Origin of the sequence: Gordonia phthalatica (genome assembly GCF_001305675.1) — a bacterium.
GTDB lineage: Bacteria > Actinomycetota > Actinomycetes > Mycobacteriales > Mycobacteriaceae > Gordonia > Gordonia phthalatica.
This window is the reverse complement of sequence record NZ_CP011853.1, coordinates 2513189-2532593: the sequence shown is the minus strand read 5'-3', so window position 1 is coordinate 2532593 and position 19405 is coordinate 2513189. Positions and strand designations below refer to the sequence as shown.

Annotated in this window: 17 protein-coding genes; 14 read left to right on the top strand and 3 right to left on the bottom strand. The window is 68.7% G+C overall.

Translation table 11 applies throughout. From position 1 onward, the window contains the following. Nucleotides 1–23: 23 nt before the first annotated feature. On the top strand, nt 24–2882 hold the full coding sequence (gene uvrA, locus ACH46_RS11880; RefSeq protein WP_062393084.1) for an excinuclease ABC subunit UvrA: 2859 nt from the start codon (nt 24–26) through the stop codon (nt 2880–2882). 4 nt (nt 2883–2886) lie between these two features. On the opposite strand, the gene ACH46_RS11875 is transcribed toward uvrA, so the two are convergent. Then, nucleotides 2887–3192 (bottom strand): PspA/IM30 family protein, encoded by a 306-nt coding sequence (locus ACH46_RS11875; RefSeq protein ID WP_062393082.1) that lies wholly within the window; start codon nt 3190–3192, stop codon nt 2887–2889. Nucleotides 3193–3225: 33 nt separating this feature from the next. Then, nucleotides 3226–3639 carry a DUF1844 domain-containing protein gene (locus ACH46_RS11870; protein WP_120298721.1) on the bottom strand — a complete coding sequence of 138 codons (414 nt, stop codon included), beginning with the start codon at nt 3637–3639 and terminating at the stop codon, nt 3226–3228. A 215-nt stretch (nt 3640–3854) separates the two neighbouring features. On the opposite strand from ACH46_RS11870, the gene infC reads away from it, so the two are divergent. The 6 genes from infC (at nt 3855) to ACH46_RS11840 (ending at nt 7290) form a co-directional block, all read left to right on the top strand. Next, nucleotides 3855–4436: a translation initiation factor IF-3 gene (gene infC / locus ACH46_RS11865; protein ID WP_082399909.1), complete on the top strand. Its 582-nt coding sequence runs from the start codon at nt 3855–3857 to the stop codon at nt 4434–4436. Nucleotides 4437–4527: 91 nt separating this feature from the next. Then, nucleotides 4528–4722 carry a 50S ribosomal protein L35 gene (rpmI, locus tag ACH46_RS11860; RefSeq protein WP_062393078.1) on the top strand — a complete coding sequence of 65 codons (195 nt, stop codon included), beginning with the start codon at nt 4528–4530 and terminating at the stop codon, nt 4720–4722. A 36-nt stretch (nt 4723–4758) separates the two neighbouring features. Continuing rightward, nucleotides 4759–5139, top strand: a complete 381-nt coding sequence (gene rplT, locus ACH46_RS11855; RefSeq protein ID WP_062393077.1) for a 50S ribosomal protein L20 — start codon at nt 4759–4761, stop codon at nt 5137–5139. A 22-nt stretch (nt 5140–5161) separates the two neighbouring features. Then, on the top strand, nt 5162–5977 hold the full coding sequence (locus tag ACH46_RS11850) for a TrmH family RNA methyltransferase (RefSeq protein WP_062393075.1): 816 nt from the start codon (nt 5162–5164) through the stop codon (nt 5975–5977). Between the two features lie 46 nt (nt 5978–6023). Next, entirely contained in the window at nt 6024–6416 is a 393-nt protein-coding gene (locus tag ACH46_RS11845; RefSeq protein ID WP_062393074.1) for a gamma-glutamylcyclotransferase family protein, read from the top strand. 37 nt (nt 6417–6453) lie between these two features. Further along, the gene (locus ACH46_RS11840; RefSeq protein ID WP_417935300.1) at nt 6454–7290 is read left to right on the top strand and encodes an ABC transporter ATP-binding protein; all 837 of its coding nucleotides are present in this window, start codon (nt 6454–6456) and stop codon (nt 7288–7290) included. Between the two features lie 197 nt (nt 7291–7487). Here ACH46_RS11840 and ACH46_RS11835 read toward each other — a convergent pair whose 3' ends face one another. Then, nucleotides 7488–9845: a protein kinase domain-containing protein gene (locus tag ACH46_RS11835; protein ID WP_236995098.1), complete on the bottom strand. Its 2358-nt coding sequence runs from the start codon at nt 9843–9845 to the stop codon at nt 7488–7490. Nucleotides 9846–10134: 289 nt separating this feature from the next. Here ACH46_RS11835 and pheS point away from each other — a divergent pair, with 289 nt between their 5' ends. The 7 genes from pheS (at nt 10135) to ACH46_RS11800 (ending at nt 19387) form a co-directional block, all read left to right on the top strand. Then, entirely contained in the window at nt 10135–11187 is a 1053-nt protein-coding gene (pheS, locus tag ACH46_RS11830; RefSeq protein WP_062393070.1) for a phenylalanine--tRNA ligase subunit alpha, read from the top strand. 72 nt (nt 11188–11259) lie between these two features. After that, a complete protein-coding gene (gene pheT / locus ACH46_RS11825) occupies nt 11260–13737 on the top strand; it encodes a phenylalanine--tRNA ligase subunit beta (RefSeq protein WP_062393068.1) in 2478 nt (825 codons plus the stop codon). Continuing rightward, entirely contained in the window at nt 13734–14876 is a 1143-nt protein-coding gene (locus ACH46_RS11820) for a metallophosphoesterase (protein WP_062393067.1), read from the top strand. The genes pheT and ACH46_RS11820 overlap by 4 nt, the downstream gene beginning before the upstream one ends. A 76-nt stretch (nt 14877–14952) precedes the next feature. Further along, nucleotides 14953–15990: an N-acetyl-gamma-glutamyl-phosphate reductase gene (gene argC, locus ACH46_RS11815; protein WP_062393065.1), complete on the top strand. Its 1038-nt coding sequence runs from the start codon at nt 14953–14955 to the stop codon at nt 15988–15990. Between the two features lie 53 nt (nt 15991–16043). Then, nucleotides 16044–17306 (top strand): bifunctional glutamate N-acetyltransferase/amino-acid acetyltransferase ArgJ, encoded by a 1263-nt coding sequence (gene argJ, locus ACH46_RS11810; protein WP_120298853.1) that lies wholly within the window; start codon nt 16044–16046, stop codon nt 17304–17306. Then, nucleotides 17303–18190, top strand: coding sequence for an acetylglutamate kinase (gene argB / locus ACH46_RS11805; RefSeq protein ID WP_120298720.1), 888 nt, complete (start codon nt 17303–17305; stop codon nt 18188–18190). The genes argJ and argB overlap by 4 nt, the downstream gene beginning before the upstream one ends. Nucleotides 18191–18205: 15 nt before the next feature. Next, complete coding sequence (locus ACH46_RS11800; protein WP_062393063.1) at nt 18206–19387, top strand: acetylornithine transaminase; 1182 nt, start codon at nt 18206–18208, stop codon at nt 19385–19387. Nucleotides 19388–19405 lie beyond the last annotated feature (18 nt).

The window sequence follows — 19405 nt, the reverse complement described above, 5'->3', positions numbered from 1 at the left end:
GTGATGAGAACTGAGGGATTTCTGTGGTTGATCGCCTGATCGTCCGCGGCGCGCGCGAGCACAATCTGCGGGGCGTCGACGTCGACCTGCCGCGTGATTCGCTGATCGTGTTCACCGGCCTGTCCGGGTCGGGCAAGTCGTCGCTCGCGTTCGACACCATCTTCGCCGAGGGCCAGCGCCGCTACGTCGAATCGCTGTCGGCGTACGCGCGCCAGTTCCTCGGCCAGATGGACAAGCCCGACGTCGACTTCATCGAAGGTCTCTCGCCCGCGGTGTCGATCGACCAGAAGTCCACCAACCGCAACCCGCGGTCGACGGTCGGCACCATCACCGAGGTCTACGACTACCTGCGACTGCTGTACGCACGCGCGGGCACGGCGCACTGCCCGGTGTGCGGCGAGAAGATCTCCAGGCAGACTCCGCAGCAGATCGTCGACCAGGTGTTGACGCTCGACGAGGGCGTCCGATTCCAGGTCCTGGCGCCCGTCGTCCGGAGCCGGAAGGGCGAGTTCGTCGACCTGTTCGCGGATCTGCAGGTGCAGGGCTTCGCACGCGCCATGGTCGACGGCACCGTGTACCAGCTGGCCGACCCGCCGAAGCTGAAGAAGCAGGAGAAGCACGACATCGACGTGGTCGTCGACCGCCTCGTTGTGAAACCGTCAGCGCGGCAACGCCTCACCGATTCGGTGGAGACGGCGTTGCGGCTGGCCGACGGCATCGTGGTGCTCGATTTCGTCGACGTCGACGAGGACGACCCGAACCGCCAGCGGCGGTTCTCCGAGAAGATGGCGTGCCCCAACTCGCACCCGATCGCGATCGATGATCTGGAACCCCGGTCGTTCTCCTTCAACTCGCCGTTCGGCGCCTGCCCGGAGTGCGACGGCCTCGGCGTCCGCAAGGAGGTCGACGAGAGCCTGGTGGTGCCGGATCCGGAGCGGACCATCCGCGACGGCGCCATCGCACCGTGGTCCACCGGTCACAACGCCGACTACTTCCTCCGGCTGATCGAAGGCCTCGGGGACCAGATGGGCTTCGACGTCGACACCCCGTGGGAGTCGTTGCCGAAGGCGGCGCGCAAGGCGCTCCTCAACGGTTCCGAGCACCAGGTGCACGTCAAGTTCCGCAACCGGTACGGCCGCACCCGCTCGTACTACACGGAGTTCGAGGGCGTCATGGCGTTCCTGTCGCGCCGGGCGGAGGCCACCGAGTCCGAACAGATGAAGGACCGGTACGAGGGCTACATGCGCGACGTCCCGTGCCCCGCGTGCCACGGTGCCCGCCTCCGCCCGGAGATCCTGTCGGTGACCCTCGACCACCCGATTCACGGCCCCAAGTCGATCGCCGACGTGACGGCGATGTCGGTGGCCGACTGCGCGGACTACCTCAACGGACTGCAACTCGGCGAACGCGAGGCCGCGATCGCCGGCCGCGTGCTCAAAGAGGTGCAGGCCCGCATCACCTTCCTGCTCGACGTCGGCTTGGAGTACCTGTCCCTCGCCCGAGCGGCGGGTTCACTGTCCGGTGGTGAGGCGCAGCGCATCCGCCTCGCCACGCAGATCGGCGCCGGCCTGGCGGGCGTCCTCTACGTCCTGGACGAGCCGTCGATCGGACTGCACCAGCGCGACAACCGCAGACTCATCGACACCCTCGTCCGACTGCGCGACCTCGGCAACACGCTGATCGTCGTCGAGCACGACGAGGACACCATCCGTGCCGCGGACTGGATCGTCGACATCGGTCCCCGCGCCGGTGAGCAGGGCGGCAAGGTGGTCCACAGCGGCAGCTACGAGGACCTCCTGACCAGCCCGGAGTCGATCACCGGCGCCTACCTGTCCGGCCGGGAGGTGCTCCCGGTGCCTGCGATCCGCAGGCCGATCGACAAGAAGCGGCAGATCACCGTCGTCGGCGCCACCGAGAACAACCTCCGCGGCATCGACGTGTCGTTCCCGCTCGGTGTGCTCACCGCGGTCACCGGTGTCTCGGGCTCCGGCAAGTCGACGCTCGTCAACGACATCCTCGCGACCGTCCTCGCCAACAAGCTGAACGGCGCCCGACAGGTGCCCGGTCACCACAAGCGGATCAAGGGCCTCGAGGAACTCGACAAACTGGTCCAGGTGGATCAGTCGCCGATCGGTCGCACTCCGCGATCGAACCCCGCCACGTACACCGGCGTCTTCGACAAGATCCGCACCCTGTTCGCCGCCACGACCGAAGCCAAGGTGCGCGGCTATCAACCCGGCCGGTTCTCGTTCAACGTCAAGGGCGGTCGCTGCGAGGCCTGCACGGGTGAGGGCACCATCAAGATCGAGATGAACTTCCTGCCGGACGTCTACGTCCCGTGCGAGGTCTGCCACGGTGCGCGATACAACCGCGAGACGCTGGAAGTCCACTACAAGGGCAAGAGCATCTCCGAGGTCCTCGACATGCCGATCGACGAGGCCGCCGAGTTCTTCGAGCCGGTGACCTCCATCCACCGGTACCTCAAGACCCTGGTCGACGTCGGCCTCGGTTATGTGCGACTGGGTCAGCCCGCGCCGACACTGTCGGGCGGCGAAGCGCAGCGCGTGAAGCTGGCGGCGGAACTGCAGAAGCGATCCACCGGACGCACGGTCTACATCCTCGACGAGCCGACCACCGGTCTGCACTTCGACGACATCCAGAAGCTCCTGCAGGTGATCAACGGGCTCGTCGACAAGGGCAACACCGTCATCGTGATCGAGCACAACCTCGACGTCATCAAAACGGCCGACTGGATCATCGACATGGGACCCGAGGGCGGCAGCGGCGGCGGCACCGTCGTCGCGCAGGGGACTCCGGAACACATCGCCTCGGTCCCCGAGAGTCACACGGGCACGTTCGTGAAGGAACTGCTGCCGGGCTGACCGCCTACAACCCCATCGACTTCCGGATCTCGGCGAGCTTGTCCTTGGCGGCCTCGTCGCGCTTGGCCATCGCCTCGTCGAGGGCGGCGGCCTCCCGGCCCGACTCGGCGAGCTCCTGGCCGCCGATCGCGGTCGCGGTCCGCTGCTCGATCTTGTCGCGCACGTGGTCGAAGGTCGGAACACCGGCCTCGGTGTAGCCGGTGACCTCCTCAAACGACGGTGCCTGCACCGACGGGGTGAAGTCGGGTGCAGGCACGATCTCGGCGTCGAGGATGTCGTCGTCGCCGGGGGAGTGGGAACCAGAGGTCATGGCTCCCACGGTAGCGCGGTCAGGACTCGGTGGTCAGGCCTTGACGGGGCCGGTGAACAGCTCGCCCGGGCCCTCGCCGGGCTCGTCCGGATACGCGGAGGCCTCGCGGAAGGCCAACTGCAGCGCCCGCAGGCCGTCCTGGAGGGGCTGGCGGTGCATCCCGAGATCGCCGAGCGCAGCGACGACCAGACCGGCGAGCGCGTGGATCAGGGAACGCGCCTCGGGGAGATCGATGCTGTCCGGATCGGCGCCCTCGGCGAGCCCCAATTTCTCTGCGGCGGAGCTCATCAGCATCACCGCCGATCGGGTGATGACCTCGACGGCAGGAATATCGATCAGGTCGCGGACGTTCTCATCGGGTGCCGAGCCAGACGCACCACCCGCGACGTGCACGTGCGAGTGGTCGTCGGAAGCGGACTGGTCGGGAGAATAGGAGTTAGGGCTCACGCCTGATAGAGTGTCACAGCATGACCGCCTCGACTCACGTCGGGGTAGCAAGAGGATTCTTCGAGTCCCACCGTACGACGCCCGTCTTCGAGCAGTTTTACGGTTCCGGTCACACCGCCGCCCGGTCGGCCAACCACAAGGTTGGATCCCGACGGGCACACTGGTGTTCTGGGCCTCGAATCTCCTCACGCTTGCCAGTCCATTTGGCCGGCCACATGGAAAACATTGATCGAGGAGGCCACATCAGCACTGAAACCCGCATCAACGAGCGCATCCGCGTCCCCGAGGTCCGCTTGGTCGGACCTGGCGGAGAGCAGGTGGGCATTGTGCGTGTTGAAGATGCGCTTCGCCTGGCTTACGAAGCCGACTTGGACCTGGTAGAGGTTGCGCCTGACGCACGCCCGCCGGTGTGCAAGATCATGGACTACGGCAAGTTCAAGTACGAGGCGGCGCAGAAGAAGCGCGAGTCCCGCCGTAACCAGCAGATGACCGTCATCAAGGAGCAGAAGCTCCGCCCGAAGATCGACGACCACGACTACGAGACCAAGAAGGGTCACGTCGTCCGGTTCCTCGAAGCGGGTTCCAAGGTGAAGGTCACGATCATGTTCCGCGGTCGCGAGCAGTCCCGCCCCGAGCTGGGATACCGCCTGCTACAGCGCCTGGGGGACGACGTCGCCGAGTACGGCTTCGTCGAGACCTCGGCCAAGCAGGACGGCCGCAACATGACGATGGTCCTCGCCCCGCACAAGGGCGCGAAGACCCGGGCCAAGGCCCAGCAGCCGCACCAAGGCTCCTGAACCGAACACTCGAAAGCAGTAGCGAGTTCACGTTCACTCCCGGATCACGGGTCCGGGAGTGAACGGAGTTCGCCCGAATGAAGGAAAGTCAATGCCTAAGAGCAAGACCCACAAGGGCACCTCGAAGCGATTCAAGGTGACCGGCAGCGGCAAGATCGTCCGCCAGAAGGCCGGCAAGCGCCACCTCCTGGAGCACAAGTCGTCGCGCGTCACCCGTCGCCTCAGCGGCATCGAGGTCGTCAGCGAGAACGACGCTCCGCGTATCAAGCGCCTGCTCAACCGCTGATCTCCCGCAAGAACTTTTAGAAGGACACAAAGACTCATGGCACGTGTGAAAAGGGCTGTCAACGCCCAGAAGAAGCGCCGCTCCGTTCTGGAGGCGTCGAAGGGCTACCGCGGACAGCGTTCGCGCCTCTACCGCAAGGCCAAGGAGCAGCAGCTCCACTCGCTGACCTACGCCTACCGCGACCGCAAGGCACGCAAGGGTGACTTCCGCAAGCTGTGGATCACCCGCATCAACGCGGCTGCTCGTGCGAACGACATCACCTACAACCGCTTCATCCAGGGCCTCAAGCTCGCGGGTGTCGAGGTGGACCGCAAGGTGCTCGCCGACATCGCCGTCACCGATCCGGCCGCCTTCACCGGCCTGGTCGAGGTCGCACGCAAGGCGCTGCCGGCCGACGTCAACGCACCGGTCGCCTGATCTCACCCCGAGATCACGCCCAGTGACTGACTTCCGACCCGCGACGAACGTTCTGACCGAACGTTCGTCGCGGGTCGTCTCGTTGGCCAAACTGCACCGCAGCTCCGTGCGGCGCAGTGAAGGCCGGTTCCTCGTCGAAGGATTCAACTCCGTCGACGCGGCGCTCACCACCGGCCGCGCACAGCAACTACTGGTGCGCGACGACGACTCCGAGCGCAACGCGGACCTGGTCGACCGCGCCGTGACCGCGGGCGTCCCGGTCCACTGGCTGAATCGTCGTGCGGCCGACAAACTGTCGGAGACCACGACGACCCCCGGTGTGTTCGCGGTCTGCGATCTGCTGACCGTCGACCTCGACACCGTCCTCGCCGACGCGCCGAGACTGCTCGTGGTGGCCGTCGAACCGCGCGAGCCCGGCAACCTCGGAACCCTCACCCGCTGCGCGGACGCCATGGGTGCCGACGCGGTGATCCTCCTCGGGGACTCGGTGGACCCGCACAACGGCAAGAGCGTCCGCGCCAGTGCGGGCAGCGTCTTCCATGTTCCGGTGGTGCGTCACGCCGATGTCGATGGGGGACTGGTCGCAGTCTCCGCCGCCGGAGTCGCGACCCTCGCGACCACGATGGACGGTGAGGTCGACCTGGACGACGCCGACGAACTCCTGGCGGCACCGCACGCCTGGCTGTTCGGCAACGAGGCGCACGGACTGCCCGACGGCGTGCTCGCCGGCGCCGACCATCGGGTTCGGATCCCGCTGCGCGGTCGTGCCGAGAGCCTGAACCTCGCGGCCGCCAGCGCCGTCTGCCTCTACGCAAGCGCCCGCGTCCAGAACCGATGAACGTCCAGAACTGCCTGAATCTCCTGTCGCAGTAGGCTTCTGGACCATGAACGTCCTTTTCAGCTACGGCACCCTGATGGATCCGGTCGTCCAGGAAGGAGTGTTAGGCAGGCGGCTCTCGACGATCCCGGACGCCCTGCCCGGCTTCCGCGTCGACACCGTGACGATCACCGACCCGGCGGTCGTAGCGCTCAGCGGCATCGACACCCATCTGATTCTCCGGCCCGATCCGACCGCGGAGCCGGTGCCCGGTGCGCGGCTGGAGCTGGACGACGCGGGCTTGGCGGCCGCCGACGAGTACGAGGTCGACGACTACCGACGGGTCAGGGCGGTGCTCTCCTCGGGCGTTCTCGCCTGGGTCTACCTGGCCGCCGAGGACGCTGCCGAGTGGAACCGCATGGTCGACACCGACCAGTCAGGTGTGGCTAACCAAAATTAGGTGAGGCTACTATCGTCGGGTGACCACTTCCGCGCAGATCGAAGAATCCTCGCCGTCGACCGTCGTGACCCCCGCGGCACGCCCCCGGCTGTGCGCGGAGAGACTCTCGGTGGGGTACGACGCCACGACCATCATCGAGAACCTCGATGTCGAGATCCGCACCGGCCAGGTCACCACCATCGTCGGCCCCAACGGCTGCGGGAAATCGACCCTGCTGCGCACCCTGTCGCGACTCCTGACCCCGTCCGCCGGACGCGTGCTGCTGGACGGGCATGACATCGCGGACCAGAAACCCAAGCACGTCGCACGCACGCTCGGCCTGCTGCCGCAGAATCCGGTGGCACCCGACGGACTCACGGTCTCCGACCTGGTGTCCCGCGGACGCCACCCGCACCAGTCGTGGTTCCGCCAGTGGTCCTCGGACGACGAGCAGGCCGTCGCCCAGGCGATGGAGCTGACCTCGACCACAGCGCTCGCGGATCGCGCCGTCGACTCCCTGTCCGGTGGCCAACGTCAACGCGTGTGGATCGCGATGACCCTCGCTCAGCAGACCGACCTGATCCTCCTCGACGAGCCGACCACCTACCTCGACCTGGCGCATGCCGTCGACGTCCTGGACCTGGTGGACGAACTCCGCACGGACCACGGCAAGACCGTCGTGATGGTGCTCCACGACCTGAACCTCGCCGCTCGATACAGCGACGCGCTGGTGGTGATGCGTGCCGGTGAGATCGTCGCGGAGGGCGCCCCCGAGGACGTGCTGACTCCCGAACTGCTCGCGGCGTCGTTCGGCCTCACCTCACAGATCGTCAGCGATCCGATCAGTGGAACCCCCATGGTGGTGCCGATCGGCCGCCGCGGGCGCTGTCTGTAGCCCGCGACGGCCGATCGGCTCCGGAGTTCCGGGTTCTAGTGTCCTGCACCGGAAATTCGCTTGCGGTTTCTGCGGCCCGGTGAACGCCTGGCTGCGTTGTCGTCAGTCGACATAGCTACCGCTATGCCTCCCTCCTCCGCCTTGCCAGCCGCCCACCGGATCCACAGAAACCCGAAAGCAATTTCCGGTTCAGGACACTAGAAGCTGACCTTCAACGGCTGCAGCTGCTTCTCACTCGCTGCCCCAGGGTTGCCGATCTGGCCGTTCTGCGACGACCCCCAGCAGTGGACCTCCTCGTTGCGGTCGGTCCCCGCACAGGTGGCGCTCATGCCGGTCGTCACCCACTTGATGTCGCCTTCCAGCGTGGTGACGCGAGTCGGCGCCTGAACGGTGGTCTCCGACTCCTCGTTGTTGCCGACCTGGCCGAACTTGTTGTTGCCCCAGCACCAGACCTGACCGTCCGAGACCGCGCACGCGGTGGAGACGTTGATCGAGATCACCTGGGCGTTCTCGATGCCGTTGATCACCGTCGGCGTCAGCTTCTGTTCGGGCAGCAGCGACGAATCGGCACCCCAGCAGGACACCTTGCCCGACGCGATCGCACACGTGTTGATCAGCAGCTTCTCGTCGCTGTCGTAGGCGGTACCGATCGTGACCGCGGTGACGTCCGTCAGGTTCTGCACCTTGACGGGGGTGTTCCGCTGCACCGTGGTTCCGTCGCCGATCTGACCGCGGCTGTTGTAACCCCAGCAGTAGAGTTCGCCGGACCCGTTCACGGCGCAGACGGTGCCACCGCCGGAATCGATGGACTTGATACCGGACAGCGAGCTGACCTTCACGGGCTTGGCGACGCGGGTGGAGGTGTCGCCGGTGCCGATCTGACCGAACTCGCCGGCACCCCAGCAGTACACTTCCTCATCCTCGGAGATGGCGCAGGTGCTGCCGAAGTCGGTGCTCACCGCGGTCATCTTGGGCAGGCCGGGGACCTTCGCCGGAACGTGGCGTTCGCTCTCGGCACCGTCGCCGGTCTGGCTGTAGTAATTGGATCCCCAGCAGTACACGTCGCCCTCGGCCACGGCGCACGTCGTCGCCAGGTACTTGTCGGACTTCGCCTTGTAGGCGCCGATGCTGACCGCGGTCACGTCCTTGAGTCCCGGAACCTTGACCGGCGTGTTCTGCTGCGAGGTGCTGCCGTCACCGATCTGGCCGGCGTCATTGTTGCCCCAGCAGTACAGCAGCGCGTCCTTGACGGCGCACGACGTGAGCGAGTCGGTCACCAACTGCATGTTCGGGTGGGCGACGGGCGGCGGGCCGTCGTCGCCCTTCGGCCACAGCGCGACGGCGGCGCCCGCGATCGCGACGATCAGGACGGCGGCCGCCGCGAGGGCGATCCAGAGTCCCTTCTTGCTCTTCTTCGCAGGCTGTGCGCCCCACGCCGGCTGGAAACCGCCACCGGGCGGGTACGGCGGAACACCGGGCGGCACCGCCATGCCGGGCTGCGACGGCTGGCCCTGATATCCGGGGGGCGGCGTCATGCCGGGCGCAGACGTGTACTGCTGCGAGCCGTACTGCGGCGCTGCGGTCTGCGGCGGCGGGGTCATGCCCGGTTGGGAGGAGTACGGCTGCCCGGCGAAGTGCGGTGCGCCGGTCTGGGGCGGCGGGGTCATGCCGGGTTGCGAGGCGTAGTGCGGAGTGCCAGGGTTCGAGGGCGGCATCATGCCGGGCACCGACGACGGGCCCGACGACGGCGTCGGCGGCATCGTCGCCACCCCGGCGACCGACGTGGCCGTGCCCGCCTGGGTCTGGCCGAGGGCGCGGCGAAGGTCTTCGGCGAAGGCTCGACAGTTCGCGTAGCGCGCGTTCGGATCCTTGGACATCGCTCGCTGCAGGACCGGGCCGAGCGCGGCGAGGTCCGGGCGGGCCTGTCCCAGTGCGGGCGGCGGTTGCTGGACGTGCGCCATCATCAACGCGGTGGTGGTGTCGGCTTTGAAGGGGGCCGTGCCTGCGAACAGTTGGTAGGCGGTGCAGGCCAGCGAGTACTGGTCCGACTTGGCCGACGCCGCCTGGCCGCTGATGATCTCCGGAGCCGTGTAGGCGGCGGTGCCGACCACCGAGTTGACCGCGGTGAGCTGCGGTGAGTCCGCGAGCTTCGCGATGCCGAAGTCGAGCATCACGGCGCGGTCGACGCCGCCGTCGTCGGTCCGGGTGACGACGATGTTCGCGGGCTTGATGTCGCGGTGGACCACCGTGCGGGCGTGCGCGTAGTCCAGGCCGCTCGCCACCTGCTCGATCACCGTGACTGCGTCGGCCGGGGTCAGCGGCGCGGAGGCGAGGTCCTTGCCCTTGACGTAGCTCATGGTGAACCACGGCATCCCATCGGCCACGCCGTAGCTGTGCACGGTGATGATGCTCGGATGGTCGAGCGAGGCGGCGGTGCGGGCCTCGTTGGTGAATCGCTGCTGGAAGTCGTCGTTCGACGCGCCTCCCACCGAGATCACCTTCATCGCCTCCTGGCGTTTCAGCGACTCGTTCTCCACCACGTACACGTCACCCATGCCCCCGGATCCGAGCAGTGAGATCACTCGGTACCCAGCGATGTGACTTCCTGGTTGCGCCGGCATCAGCGTCCTCCCTCAGCATCCGGCGACTGGGTGCCGGAACGGATGTTTTGATGAACCTATCCCATGACTGCGTAAAATCGCCGACCCTCGTCTTTCACTCGAACGACCCGCGGCGTGTCGGGTCGACCGAAGGATCTCCCCTGACGACAAGGGGGACCGGCAATTCGACTACCCTTGACGGGAGTTCTTTGCACGCTTATAGGCAATAGGAGATGCGAGCCCGGTGGCTGACGACACTGCTGTCAACGAATTCCCCACCAGCGCCGAGTTGGATGCTGCCGTCGCCGATGCGGTCTCCGCGTTCGACGCCGCCACCGACCTCGAGTCGCTGGCGAAGGCGAAAGCGGCGTACTTCGGTGATCGTTCGCCGATCGCGCTGGCGCGGCGGGCGCTCGGCAGCATTCCCAAGGACCAGCGCTCGACGGCGGGCAAGCTGATCAACGAGGTCCGCGGCAAGGTCCAGGCCGCCCTCGACGCCCGCACGGCCACGTTGACCGCCGAGCGCGACGCGGCCGTGCTCGTCTCCGAGTCGATCGACGTCACCCTGCGCTCCGACCGCCGCAGCCGCGGAGCCCGCCACCCGATCACCGTCATCGGCGAGCAGATCGCCGACGTCTTCGTCGGCATGGGCTGGGAGATCGCCGAGGGGCCCGAGGTGGAGACCGAGCACCACAACTTCGACGCCCTCAACTTCCTGCCGGATCACCCGGCACGGTCGATGCAGGACACCTTCTACATCGCACCCGAGGGCTCCCGCCAGGTGCTGCGCACCCACACCTCCCCGGTGCAGGTGCGCTCGATGCTGAGCCGCGAGGTGCCGATCTACGTCGCGTGCCCGGGCCGCACCTTCCGCACCGACGAACTGGACGCGACTCACACCCCGGTGTTCCACCAGATCGAAGGCCTCGCCGTCGACAAGGGACTGACCCTCGCCAACCTGCGCGGCACCCTCGAAGTGCTCGCCAAGGCGCTCTTCGGTCCCGAGACCACCACCCGCATGCGGGCCAGCTACTTCCCGTTCACCGAGCCGTCCGCCGAGGTGGACGTCTGGTTCCCCGCCAAGAAGGGCGGCGCCGGCTGGGTGGAGTGGGGCGGCTGCGGCATGGTGAACCCGAACGTCCTGCGGTCCAGCGGCATCGACCCCGACGTGTACACCGGCTTCGCCTTCGGCATGGGGCTGGAGCGGACCCTGCAGTTCCGCAACGACCTCCCCGACATGCGCGACATGGTGGAGGGCGACGTCCGCTTCACCCGACCCTTCGGTCCCGCGCTCTGACGCGCCCGACCCCCAGACAACTTCCGGCGATCCCGATCGCCGCAGCGACGACACGAAAGTAGTTGGTGAACAGTGCGTCTCCCAGAGTCCTGGCTGACCGAGGTCCTGCGTAAGGGCACCCCGGACTGGACCGCGTCGACCGCGGAGATCGACGCGGGCTTCGTCCGCGTCGGATTCGAGATCGAGGACGTCGAGCCATTCCCGGAGATCACCGGTCCGCTGGTGGTCGGTCGGGTCGCGGCCATCGAAGAGCTCACCGAGTTCAAGAAGCCGATCCGGTTCTGCCAGGTGGAGGTCGGCGAGGACGCCCCCCGCGACATCGTGTGCGGCGCCCGCAACTTCGGCGTCGGCGACCTCGTGGTCGTCGCACTGCCCGGCGTGGTGCTGCCCGGCGACTTCGCGATCGCCACGCGCAAGACCTACGGCAAGACGTCCGACGGCATGATCTGCTCGGTCACCGAACTCGGCGTCGGCAACGACCACTCCGGCATCCTCGTCCTGGCTCCGGGCACCGCGGAACCGGGCGCGGACGCCCGCGAGGTCCTCGGCCTCGTCGACACCGCCATCGACGTGAACGTGACGCCCGACCGCGGTTACGCCTTCTCCATGCGCGGCCTCGGCCGCGAACTCGCCAGCGCCTTCGCCGTGCCGTACGTGGACGCGGGCCTGCCCGGCGAACCGCTGCCAGTGGACGTCGACCGCGAGCCCTGGCCGGTGGCCCTCGACGAGGACGGCAAGGCCACCCGCTACACCGCGCGCATCATCGACGGCGTCGACGCCACCGCGTCGTCGCCCTGGTGGATGGCCAAGCGGCTCATGGTCGCGGGCATCCGCCCGATCTCGGCGATCGTCGACATCACCAACTACGTGATGATCGAACTCGGCCAGCCGCTGCACGCCTTCGACGCCGACAAGGTGACCGGCACCGTTCGCGTCCGCGCGGCGAAGTCAGGGGAGACCCTCGAAACGCTCGACGGCGTCACCCGCACGCTCGATCCCGAGGACATCGTCATCGCCGACGACTCCGGGGCCATCGCCCTCGCCGGCGTGATGGGTGGCGCGGCGACCGAGGTCACCGACTCCACCAGCACCATCCTCCTGGAGTCCGCGAACTTCGATCAGGTCCGCGTCTTCCGCACCGGCAAGCGGCACAAGCTGACGTCGGAGGCCGCGAAGCGCTTCGAGCGTCTGGTGGACCCGGCGATCACCGCCGTGGCCTCTGATCGCGCCGCGGCCCTCATCGTCGAGTACGCGGGCGGACTCGTGGCCGGCGCGCTCGCCGACGCTCAGGCGCCCGCCGCGGACCTGCCCGTCATCGAGATCGACCCCGCACTGCCCGATCAGACCGCAGGCATCGGCTACCCGGCGGGTACCACCGCGGCGCGGCTCCGCGAGGTGGGCTGCGACGTCGCCGGCACCGCTCCGCTGCTGGTGACCCCGCCCACCTGGCGACCGGACCTGCGCATGCGCGCCGACCTGGTCGAGGAGGTGCTGCGTCTGGAGGGCCTCGAGGACATTCCGGCAGTGGTGCCGCGGGCGCCCGGGGGCACCGGCCTCACCGCAGCCCAGCGTCGTCGTCGCGCCATCGGCACCGGCCTGGCCGCCGACGGCTACGTCGAGGTGCTGCCGTATCCGTTCCTGCCCGCCGGAGTCTTCGACACCTGGGGTCTCCCGAACGACGACCCGCGTCGCGGCACCGTGTCGGTGCTCAACCCGCTCGAATCCGATCGTCCGGAGCTGAACACCACGCTGCTGCCGGGTCTGCTCGAGATGGCGGCGCGCAACATCGCCCGCGGCCAGCGCGATCTGGCGCTCTACGCCATCGGCCAGGTGGTCCTGGGCGGCGAGACGGGTCCCACCGTCCCGGCCCTCGACGTGACCCGTCGACCGTCCGCCGAGGAACTCGCCGCGCTCGACGCGTCGCTGCCGAAGCAGCCGCTGCACGTCGGCGTCGTGCTGACCGGTCTGCGTGAGCCCACCGGCCCGCTCGGCAAGGGCCGCGCGGCCGACGCCTACGACGCGTTCGAGGCCGCCCGTCAGATCGGCAAGGCGTCCGGCGTGGAACTGACGCTGCACGCCGACGACCACCTGCCGTGGCACCCCGGCCGCTGCGCCCGACTGGAGGCCGACGGAGTCGCCGTCGGTTACGCGGGCGAACTGCATCCCGCCGTGCTGGAGCGCGCCGGTCTGCCCGCCCGCCTCTGCGCCGTCGAGATCGACGTCGACGCGCTCCCATTGCGCGAGAACCTGCCGTCGCCGAAGGTTTCGCCCTTCCCGGCCGTCCTGCAGGACGTGAACGTGGTCGTCGACGCCGCCGTCGCCGCACAGGACGTGCAGGACGCCCTCGTCGCCGGTGCAGGCGAACTGCTGGAATCGATCGCACTGTTCGACGTCTTCGCCGGTGAGCAGGTGGGCGAGGGACACAAGTCGCTGACCTTCGCCCTCACCTTCCGTGCGGGCGACCGGACGCTGACCGAGGACGAGGGCTCTGCGGCCAAGATGGCCGCCGTCGCGCACGCCGGTGAGGTCGTGGGAGCCCGACTGCGTTGATCCGCCTCCTGGTGACGGCAGTCGCCGTCGCGCTGCTGTCGTTCTGGTTGCATCGTCGACTGGTCCGACTGCCGGGAGTCCGGGGCCGCTGGGCGGTCGCCGCGGACATCGTGCTCGCGGTGTTCGGGTTCACCATGGTCGGCGCGTTCGCGGTCGGCGGGCCACTCGACCCGGCGTGGGCGCGCCCAGTCGGCGTCGTCGGATTCACCTGGGCCGCCGTCGTCTACTACCTGATGCTCGGCACCCTGCTGATCGCCGTGATCCGGCTGGCCGCCAGAGGAGTCGCGCGGCTGCGCGGCCGCGACGCCGGACCGCACCTCGGGCGCCGCACGACCGCCGGTGCGACCGCGCTCGTCGCGGTGGTCTCGCTCGGCACCGTCGCCTACGGTCTCGTCGAGGCCTCCTCACCGCGGATCGTCGACGAGTCGGTGACGATGGCGCATCTGCCTGCGGAGTTCGACGGAGTCCGCGTGGCTCTGGTGACCGACGTCCACGCCGGTCCGGCGCGCGGAGGAGACTTCGTCCGGAAAGTGGTGGACCGGGTCAACGCTCAGCGCCCGGATCTGGTGATCCTGGGCGGCGACCTCACCGACGGATCGGTCAAGCACGTCGGGCCCGACCTCCAGCCCCTCCAAGACCTGCGTGCGCCGCTCGGCGTGTTCGCGGTCAGCGGCAACCACGAGTACTACGTCGAAGACGACGGTGGGTCGTGGCTGGACTTCTGGGAGACCCTAGGGATCCGCACCCTGCGCAACGAGCGGGTGGAACTGCATCGGGGTGGGGGAGTCATCGACCTCGCGGGCGTCTACGACCGCACCGCGCCGGAACCCTACCGACCGGACTATGCGAAGGCGCTCGGTGGTCGGACCGCCGACCGGCCGGTCCTCTTCATCGCGCATCAGCCGACACAGGCCGTCGACGCCGCGGAGTTCGGTGCCGACGTTCAACTCTCCGGTCACACCCACGACGGTCAGATGTGGCCGAACACCTACCTGGTGGCGCTCACCAGTCCGGTGACCGCGGGCTGGGGAGACGTCGACGGCGTCCAGGTGTACGTGACGCGCGGCGCCGGAGCCTGGGGGCCGCCGGTTCGGGTGCTCGCACCGCCGGAGATCACCGTGATCACGCTGCGGCGCTGAATTCCCGGCTCGTCCGGATCGAAAGACTCGCGTCGAACGACGTGAATTAGTTTGCGGTGTGGTGCATAATGATTGCATGACTATCAAGGTTGCAGTCGCCGGAGCGAGCGGCTACGCGGGCGGCGAGATCCTTCGGCTCCTCTGCGGACACCCGCGAACCCTGGCGGGTGAACTCGAGATCGGTGCGCTCACGGCGGGATCGAACGCCGGGACGCGCCTGGGCGACCTGCACCGCAACCTGTTCCCGCTCGCCGACCGCATCCTCGAGGAGACCACCCCCGAGGTCCTCGCCGGCCACGACGTCGTCTTCCTGGGACTCCCGCACGGCCAGTCCGCGGCCATCGCCGACGCGCTGCCGCCGAGCACCCTGATCGTCGACTGCGGCGCCGACTTCCGGCTCGAGGACGCCGACGAGTGGACCACGTACTACGGGGGAGAGCACGCGGGCACCTGGCCCTACGGCATGCCCGAACTGCCCGGCAACCGGGAGATCGTCGCCGGTGCCACCCGCATCGCCGTCCCCGGCTGCTATCCGACGGTCTCCATCCTCACCCTGCTGCCCGCACTCCTCGCGGGCCTGGTGGAGCCGACGGTCACGATCGTCGCGATGTCCGGCACCTCCGGTGCGGGCCGATCGCCCAAGGTGAACCTCCTCGCCGCCGAGGTCCTCGGCTCGGTCCGCGCTTACGGCGTCGGCGGCACCCACCGGCACACCCCGGAGATCACCCAGGCGCTCTCGCGCGCCGCCGACATGCCGGTCGCCGTCTCCTTCACCCCGGTCCTGGTGCCGACCACGCGCGGCATCCTCGCGACGTGCACGGCCCGGACCTCTGCGTCGATCGACGAGTTCCGCGTCGCCTACGAGAAGGCGTACGACGGCGAGGCGTTCGTCAATCTGCTGCCGCAGGGCGAGTTCCCGGAGACCGGTTCGGTGCTCGGCACCAACATGGTCTCGATCGGTCTCTCGGTGGACGAGCGCTCGGGCACCTTCGTCGCCATCGGCGCCGTCGACAACCTCACCAAGGGAACCGGCGGTGCGGCCGTCCAGTCGATGAACCTCGCGCTCGGCTGGGGCGAAGGCGAAGGCCTCCCGATCGTCGGCGTCGCACCGTGACCGACGCCCCCGCCCCGCATCCTTCGACAGTGGACCCCGAAAAGGACCAGACCATGACGCAGACCCCCGCCTCGGACGCAGCCGAGAGCATCCCGGTGCCCGACATCGACCTGCTCGTCGGATCGCGGATGACACGTCGCCAGGGCGTGACCGCACCGCTCGGCTTCCGTGCCGCGGGTATCGCCGCCGGTATCAAGGCCAGCGGCCATCCCGATCTCGCGCTCGTCTTCAACGAGGGACCCGACCTGGGAGCGGCCGCGGTCTTCACCCGCAATCAGGTCAAGGCCGCACCGGTCCTGTGGACCCAGCAGGTCATCAAGTCCCAGGCGCTTCGCGCCGTGATCCTGAACTCGGGCGGCGCCAACGCGTGCACCGGACCCGAGGGCTTCCAGGACTCCCATGCGACCGCCGAAGCCGTCGCGTCGACGCTGTCGAACTGGGGGACCGACACCGGAGCCGGCGAGGTGGCGGTCTGCTCCACCGGCCTCATCGGCGAACGACTCCCGATGGACAAGATCCTCGCCGGTGTCACCGAGATCGTGCACGAGATGGCGGGCGGCATCGAGGGGGGCACCGACGCCGCACACGCGATCATGACCACCGACACCAAACCCAAGCAGGTGGCACTTCACCACACGGGCGGCTGGAACGTCGGCGGCATGGCGAAGGGCGCGGGCATGCTCGCCCCGTCGCTGGCCACCATGCTCGTCGTCCTCACGACCGATGCGAAGGTGAGCCCCGAGGCCGTCGACACTGCCCTGCGGCGCGCCACCGCACGCACCTTCGACCGCCTCGACGTCGACGGCTCCATCTCCACCAACGACACCGTTCTCCTGCTCTCGTCGGGTGCCAGCCAGATCGAGGTGCCGCAGGCCGAGCTCGACGCCGCCGTGTTCGCCGTCTGCGACGACCTCGCCGGTCAGCTGCAGGACGACGCCGAGGGCGTCACCAAGCGGATCGCCATCACGATCACCGGTGCCGTGACCGAGGACGACGCCCTCGTCGTCGCGCGGACCGTCGGCCGCGACTCGCTGGTCAAGACGGCGCTGTTCGGTTCCGACCCCAACTGGGGCCGAGTGATCGCTGCCATCGGCGCCGCACCCGTCACCATCGATCCGGACCGGATCACCGTGGCGTTCAACGGATCGCCGATCTGCCGGAACGGCGTCGGCGTTCCCGGCGCCCGTGAGGTGGACCTCTCCGGAACCCGCATCGAGGTGGTCGCCGACCTGGGGCTCGGCGACGCCGAAGCCACGATCCGCACCACCGACCTGTCGCACGCCTACGTGGAAGAGAACTCGGCCTACTCGTCATGACGGACACCATCGCCCTCGACGCGCTGCAGAAGGCAGCCGTCCTCGCCGAATCCCTGCCCGCACTGGCGGCCCTCCACGGCAAGCGCGTCGTCGTCAAGTACGGCGGCAACGCCATGATCGACGACGATCTCAAGAAGGCCTTCGCGGCCGACGTCGTCCTGCTCCGCGCGTGCGGCATCCACCCGATCGTCGTTCACGGCGGCGGCCCGCAGATCTCGGCCATGCTCCGCAAGCTCGACCTCGACGGCGAGTTCCGCGGCGGCTTCCGCGTCACCACCCCCGAGGTGATGGACGTGGTCCGCATGGTCCTGTTCGGTCAGGTGGGTCGTGAACTCGTGGGCCTGATCAACGCGCACGGGCCGTTCGCCGTCGGCATCACCGGCGAGGACGCCCGCCTGTTCACCGCGGTCCGTCGGACCGCGCTGGTCAACGGCGAGCAGGTCGACATCGGACTCGTCGGCGACATCAGCAGCGTCAACACCTCCGCGGTCGACGACCTCATCGCGGCCGGTCGCATCCCGGTGGTCTCGACCATCGCGCCCGACGCGTCCGGTCAAGTCCACAACATCAACGCCGACACCGCCGCGGGCGCCATCGCCGGCGCGCTCGGTGCCGAGCACCTGGTGATGCTGACCGACGTGGAGGGCCTGTACACCGACTGGCCGGACCGATCGTCGCTGGTCTCCCGGATCACCGCCGCCGAGGTCGAGGCACTCCTGCCGCGTCTCGACGCGGGCATGGTGCCGAAGATGGAGGCCTGCATGCGGGCCGTCCAGGACGGCGTCGGCGCCGCACATGTCATCGACGGCCGTTCACCGCACTCGGTGGTCGCCGCGCTACTCACCTCGTCGACGTCGGGCACCACCGTCGTCGCGGACGACTGAAAAGGGAGGACGGTCATGACCGCACCCCTGCAGCAGCGGTGGAACGCCGCGCTCATGAACAACTACGGCACCCCGGGGATCGCGCTCGTCCGCGGGGAGGGCGCCGTCGTCTACGACGCCGACGGTCGTGAATACCTCGACCTGCTCGGCGGCATCGCCGTCAACGCCCTCGGGCACGCTCATCCGGCGATCATCGACGCCGTCACGACGCAGTTGTCGACCCTCGGCCACGTGTCGAACCTGTACATCTCGCAGCCGGTCGTCGAGCTGGCCGAACGGCTGCTCGCCGCGTTCGGCCACGACGGCCGTGTCTTCCTCTGCAACTCGGGGACCGAGGCCAACGAGGCCGCCTTCAAACTGGCGCGCCGCACCGGGCGGCCGCAGATCATCGCGGCCGAAGGCGGTTTCCACGGGCGCTCCATGGGATCTCTCGCGATGACCGGCCAGCCGGGTAAGCGCGCACCGTTCGAGCCGATGCCCGCCGGTGTGGACTTCGTCCCGTTCGGCGACGCCGATGCGCTGCGCGCCGCGGTCTCCGAGCAGACCGCCGCCGTGATCCTCGAACCGATCCAGGGGGAGAAGGGCGTCATCGTCCCGCCCGCCGACTACTTGGCGCAGGCACGGGCCATCACGGCCGAGCATGGTGCGCTGCTGATGCTCGACGAGGTGCAGACCGGCATCGCACGGACCGGCTGGATGTTCGCGCACCAACGAGCGGGCATCGTGCCCGACGTGATGACCCTCGCCAAGGGCCTCGGCGGCGGCCTGCCGATCGGAGCAGCCATCGCGACCGGGCCGGCCGCCGACCTGTTCGGTCCGGGCGATCACGGCACCACGTTCGGCGGAAACCCGGCCTGTGCCGCCGCCGCGCTCGCCGTCCTCAAGTACATCGACGACAACGATCTCCTCGCTCACGTCGAACACGTCGGCAAGGCACTCGCCAGCGGCATCGAGGATCTCGGGCACCCGCAGATCGCGCACGTCCGCGGTGACGGACTCCTGCTCGGCGTGGTGCTGAACTCGCCGATCGCGAAGGCCGCCGAGAGCGCCGCCCGCGACGCGGGGTACCTCATCAACGCCCCGGCCGCGGACGTGCTGCGTCTCGCGCCGCCGCTCATCCTGACCGACCAGCAGGCCGCAGGCTTCGTCGCGGGCCTTCCCGCGATCCTCGACGCCGCGACCGCCGCGCAGGCCTAGTGTCGCGCGCCCCACGAA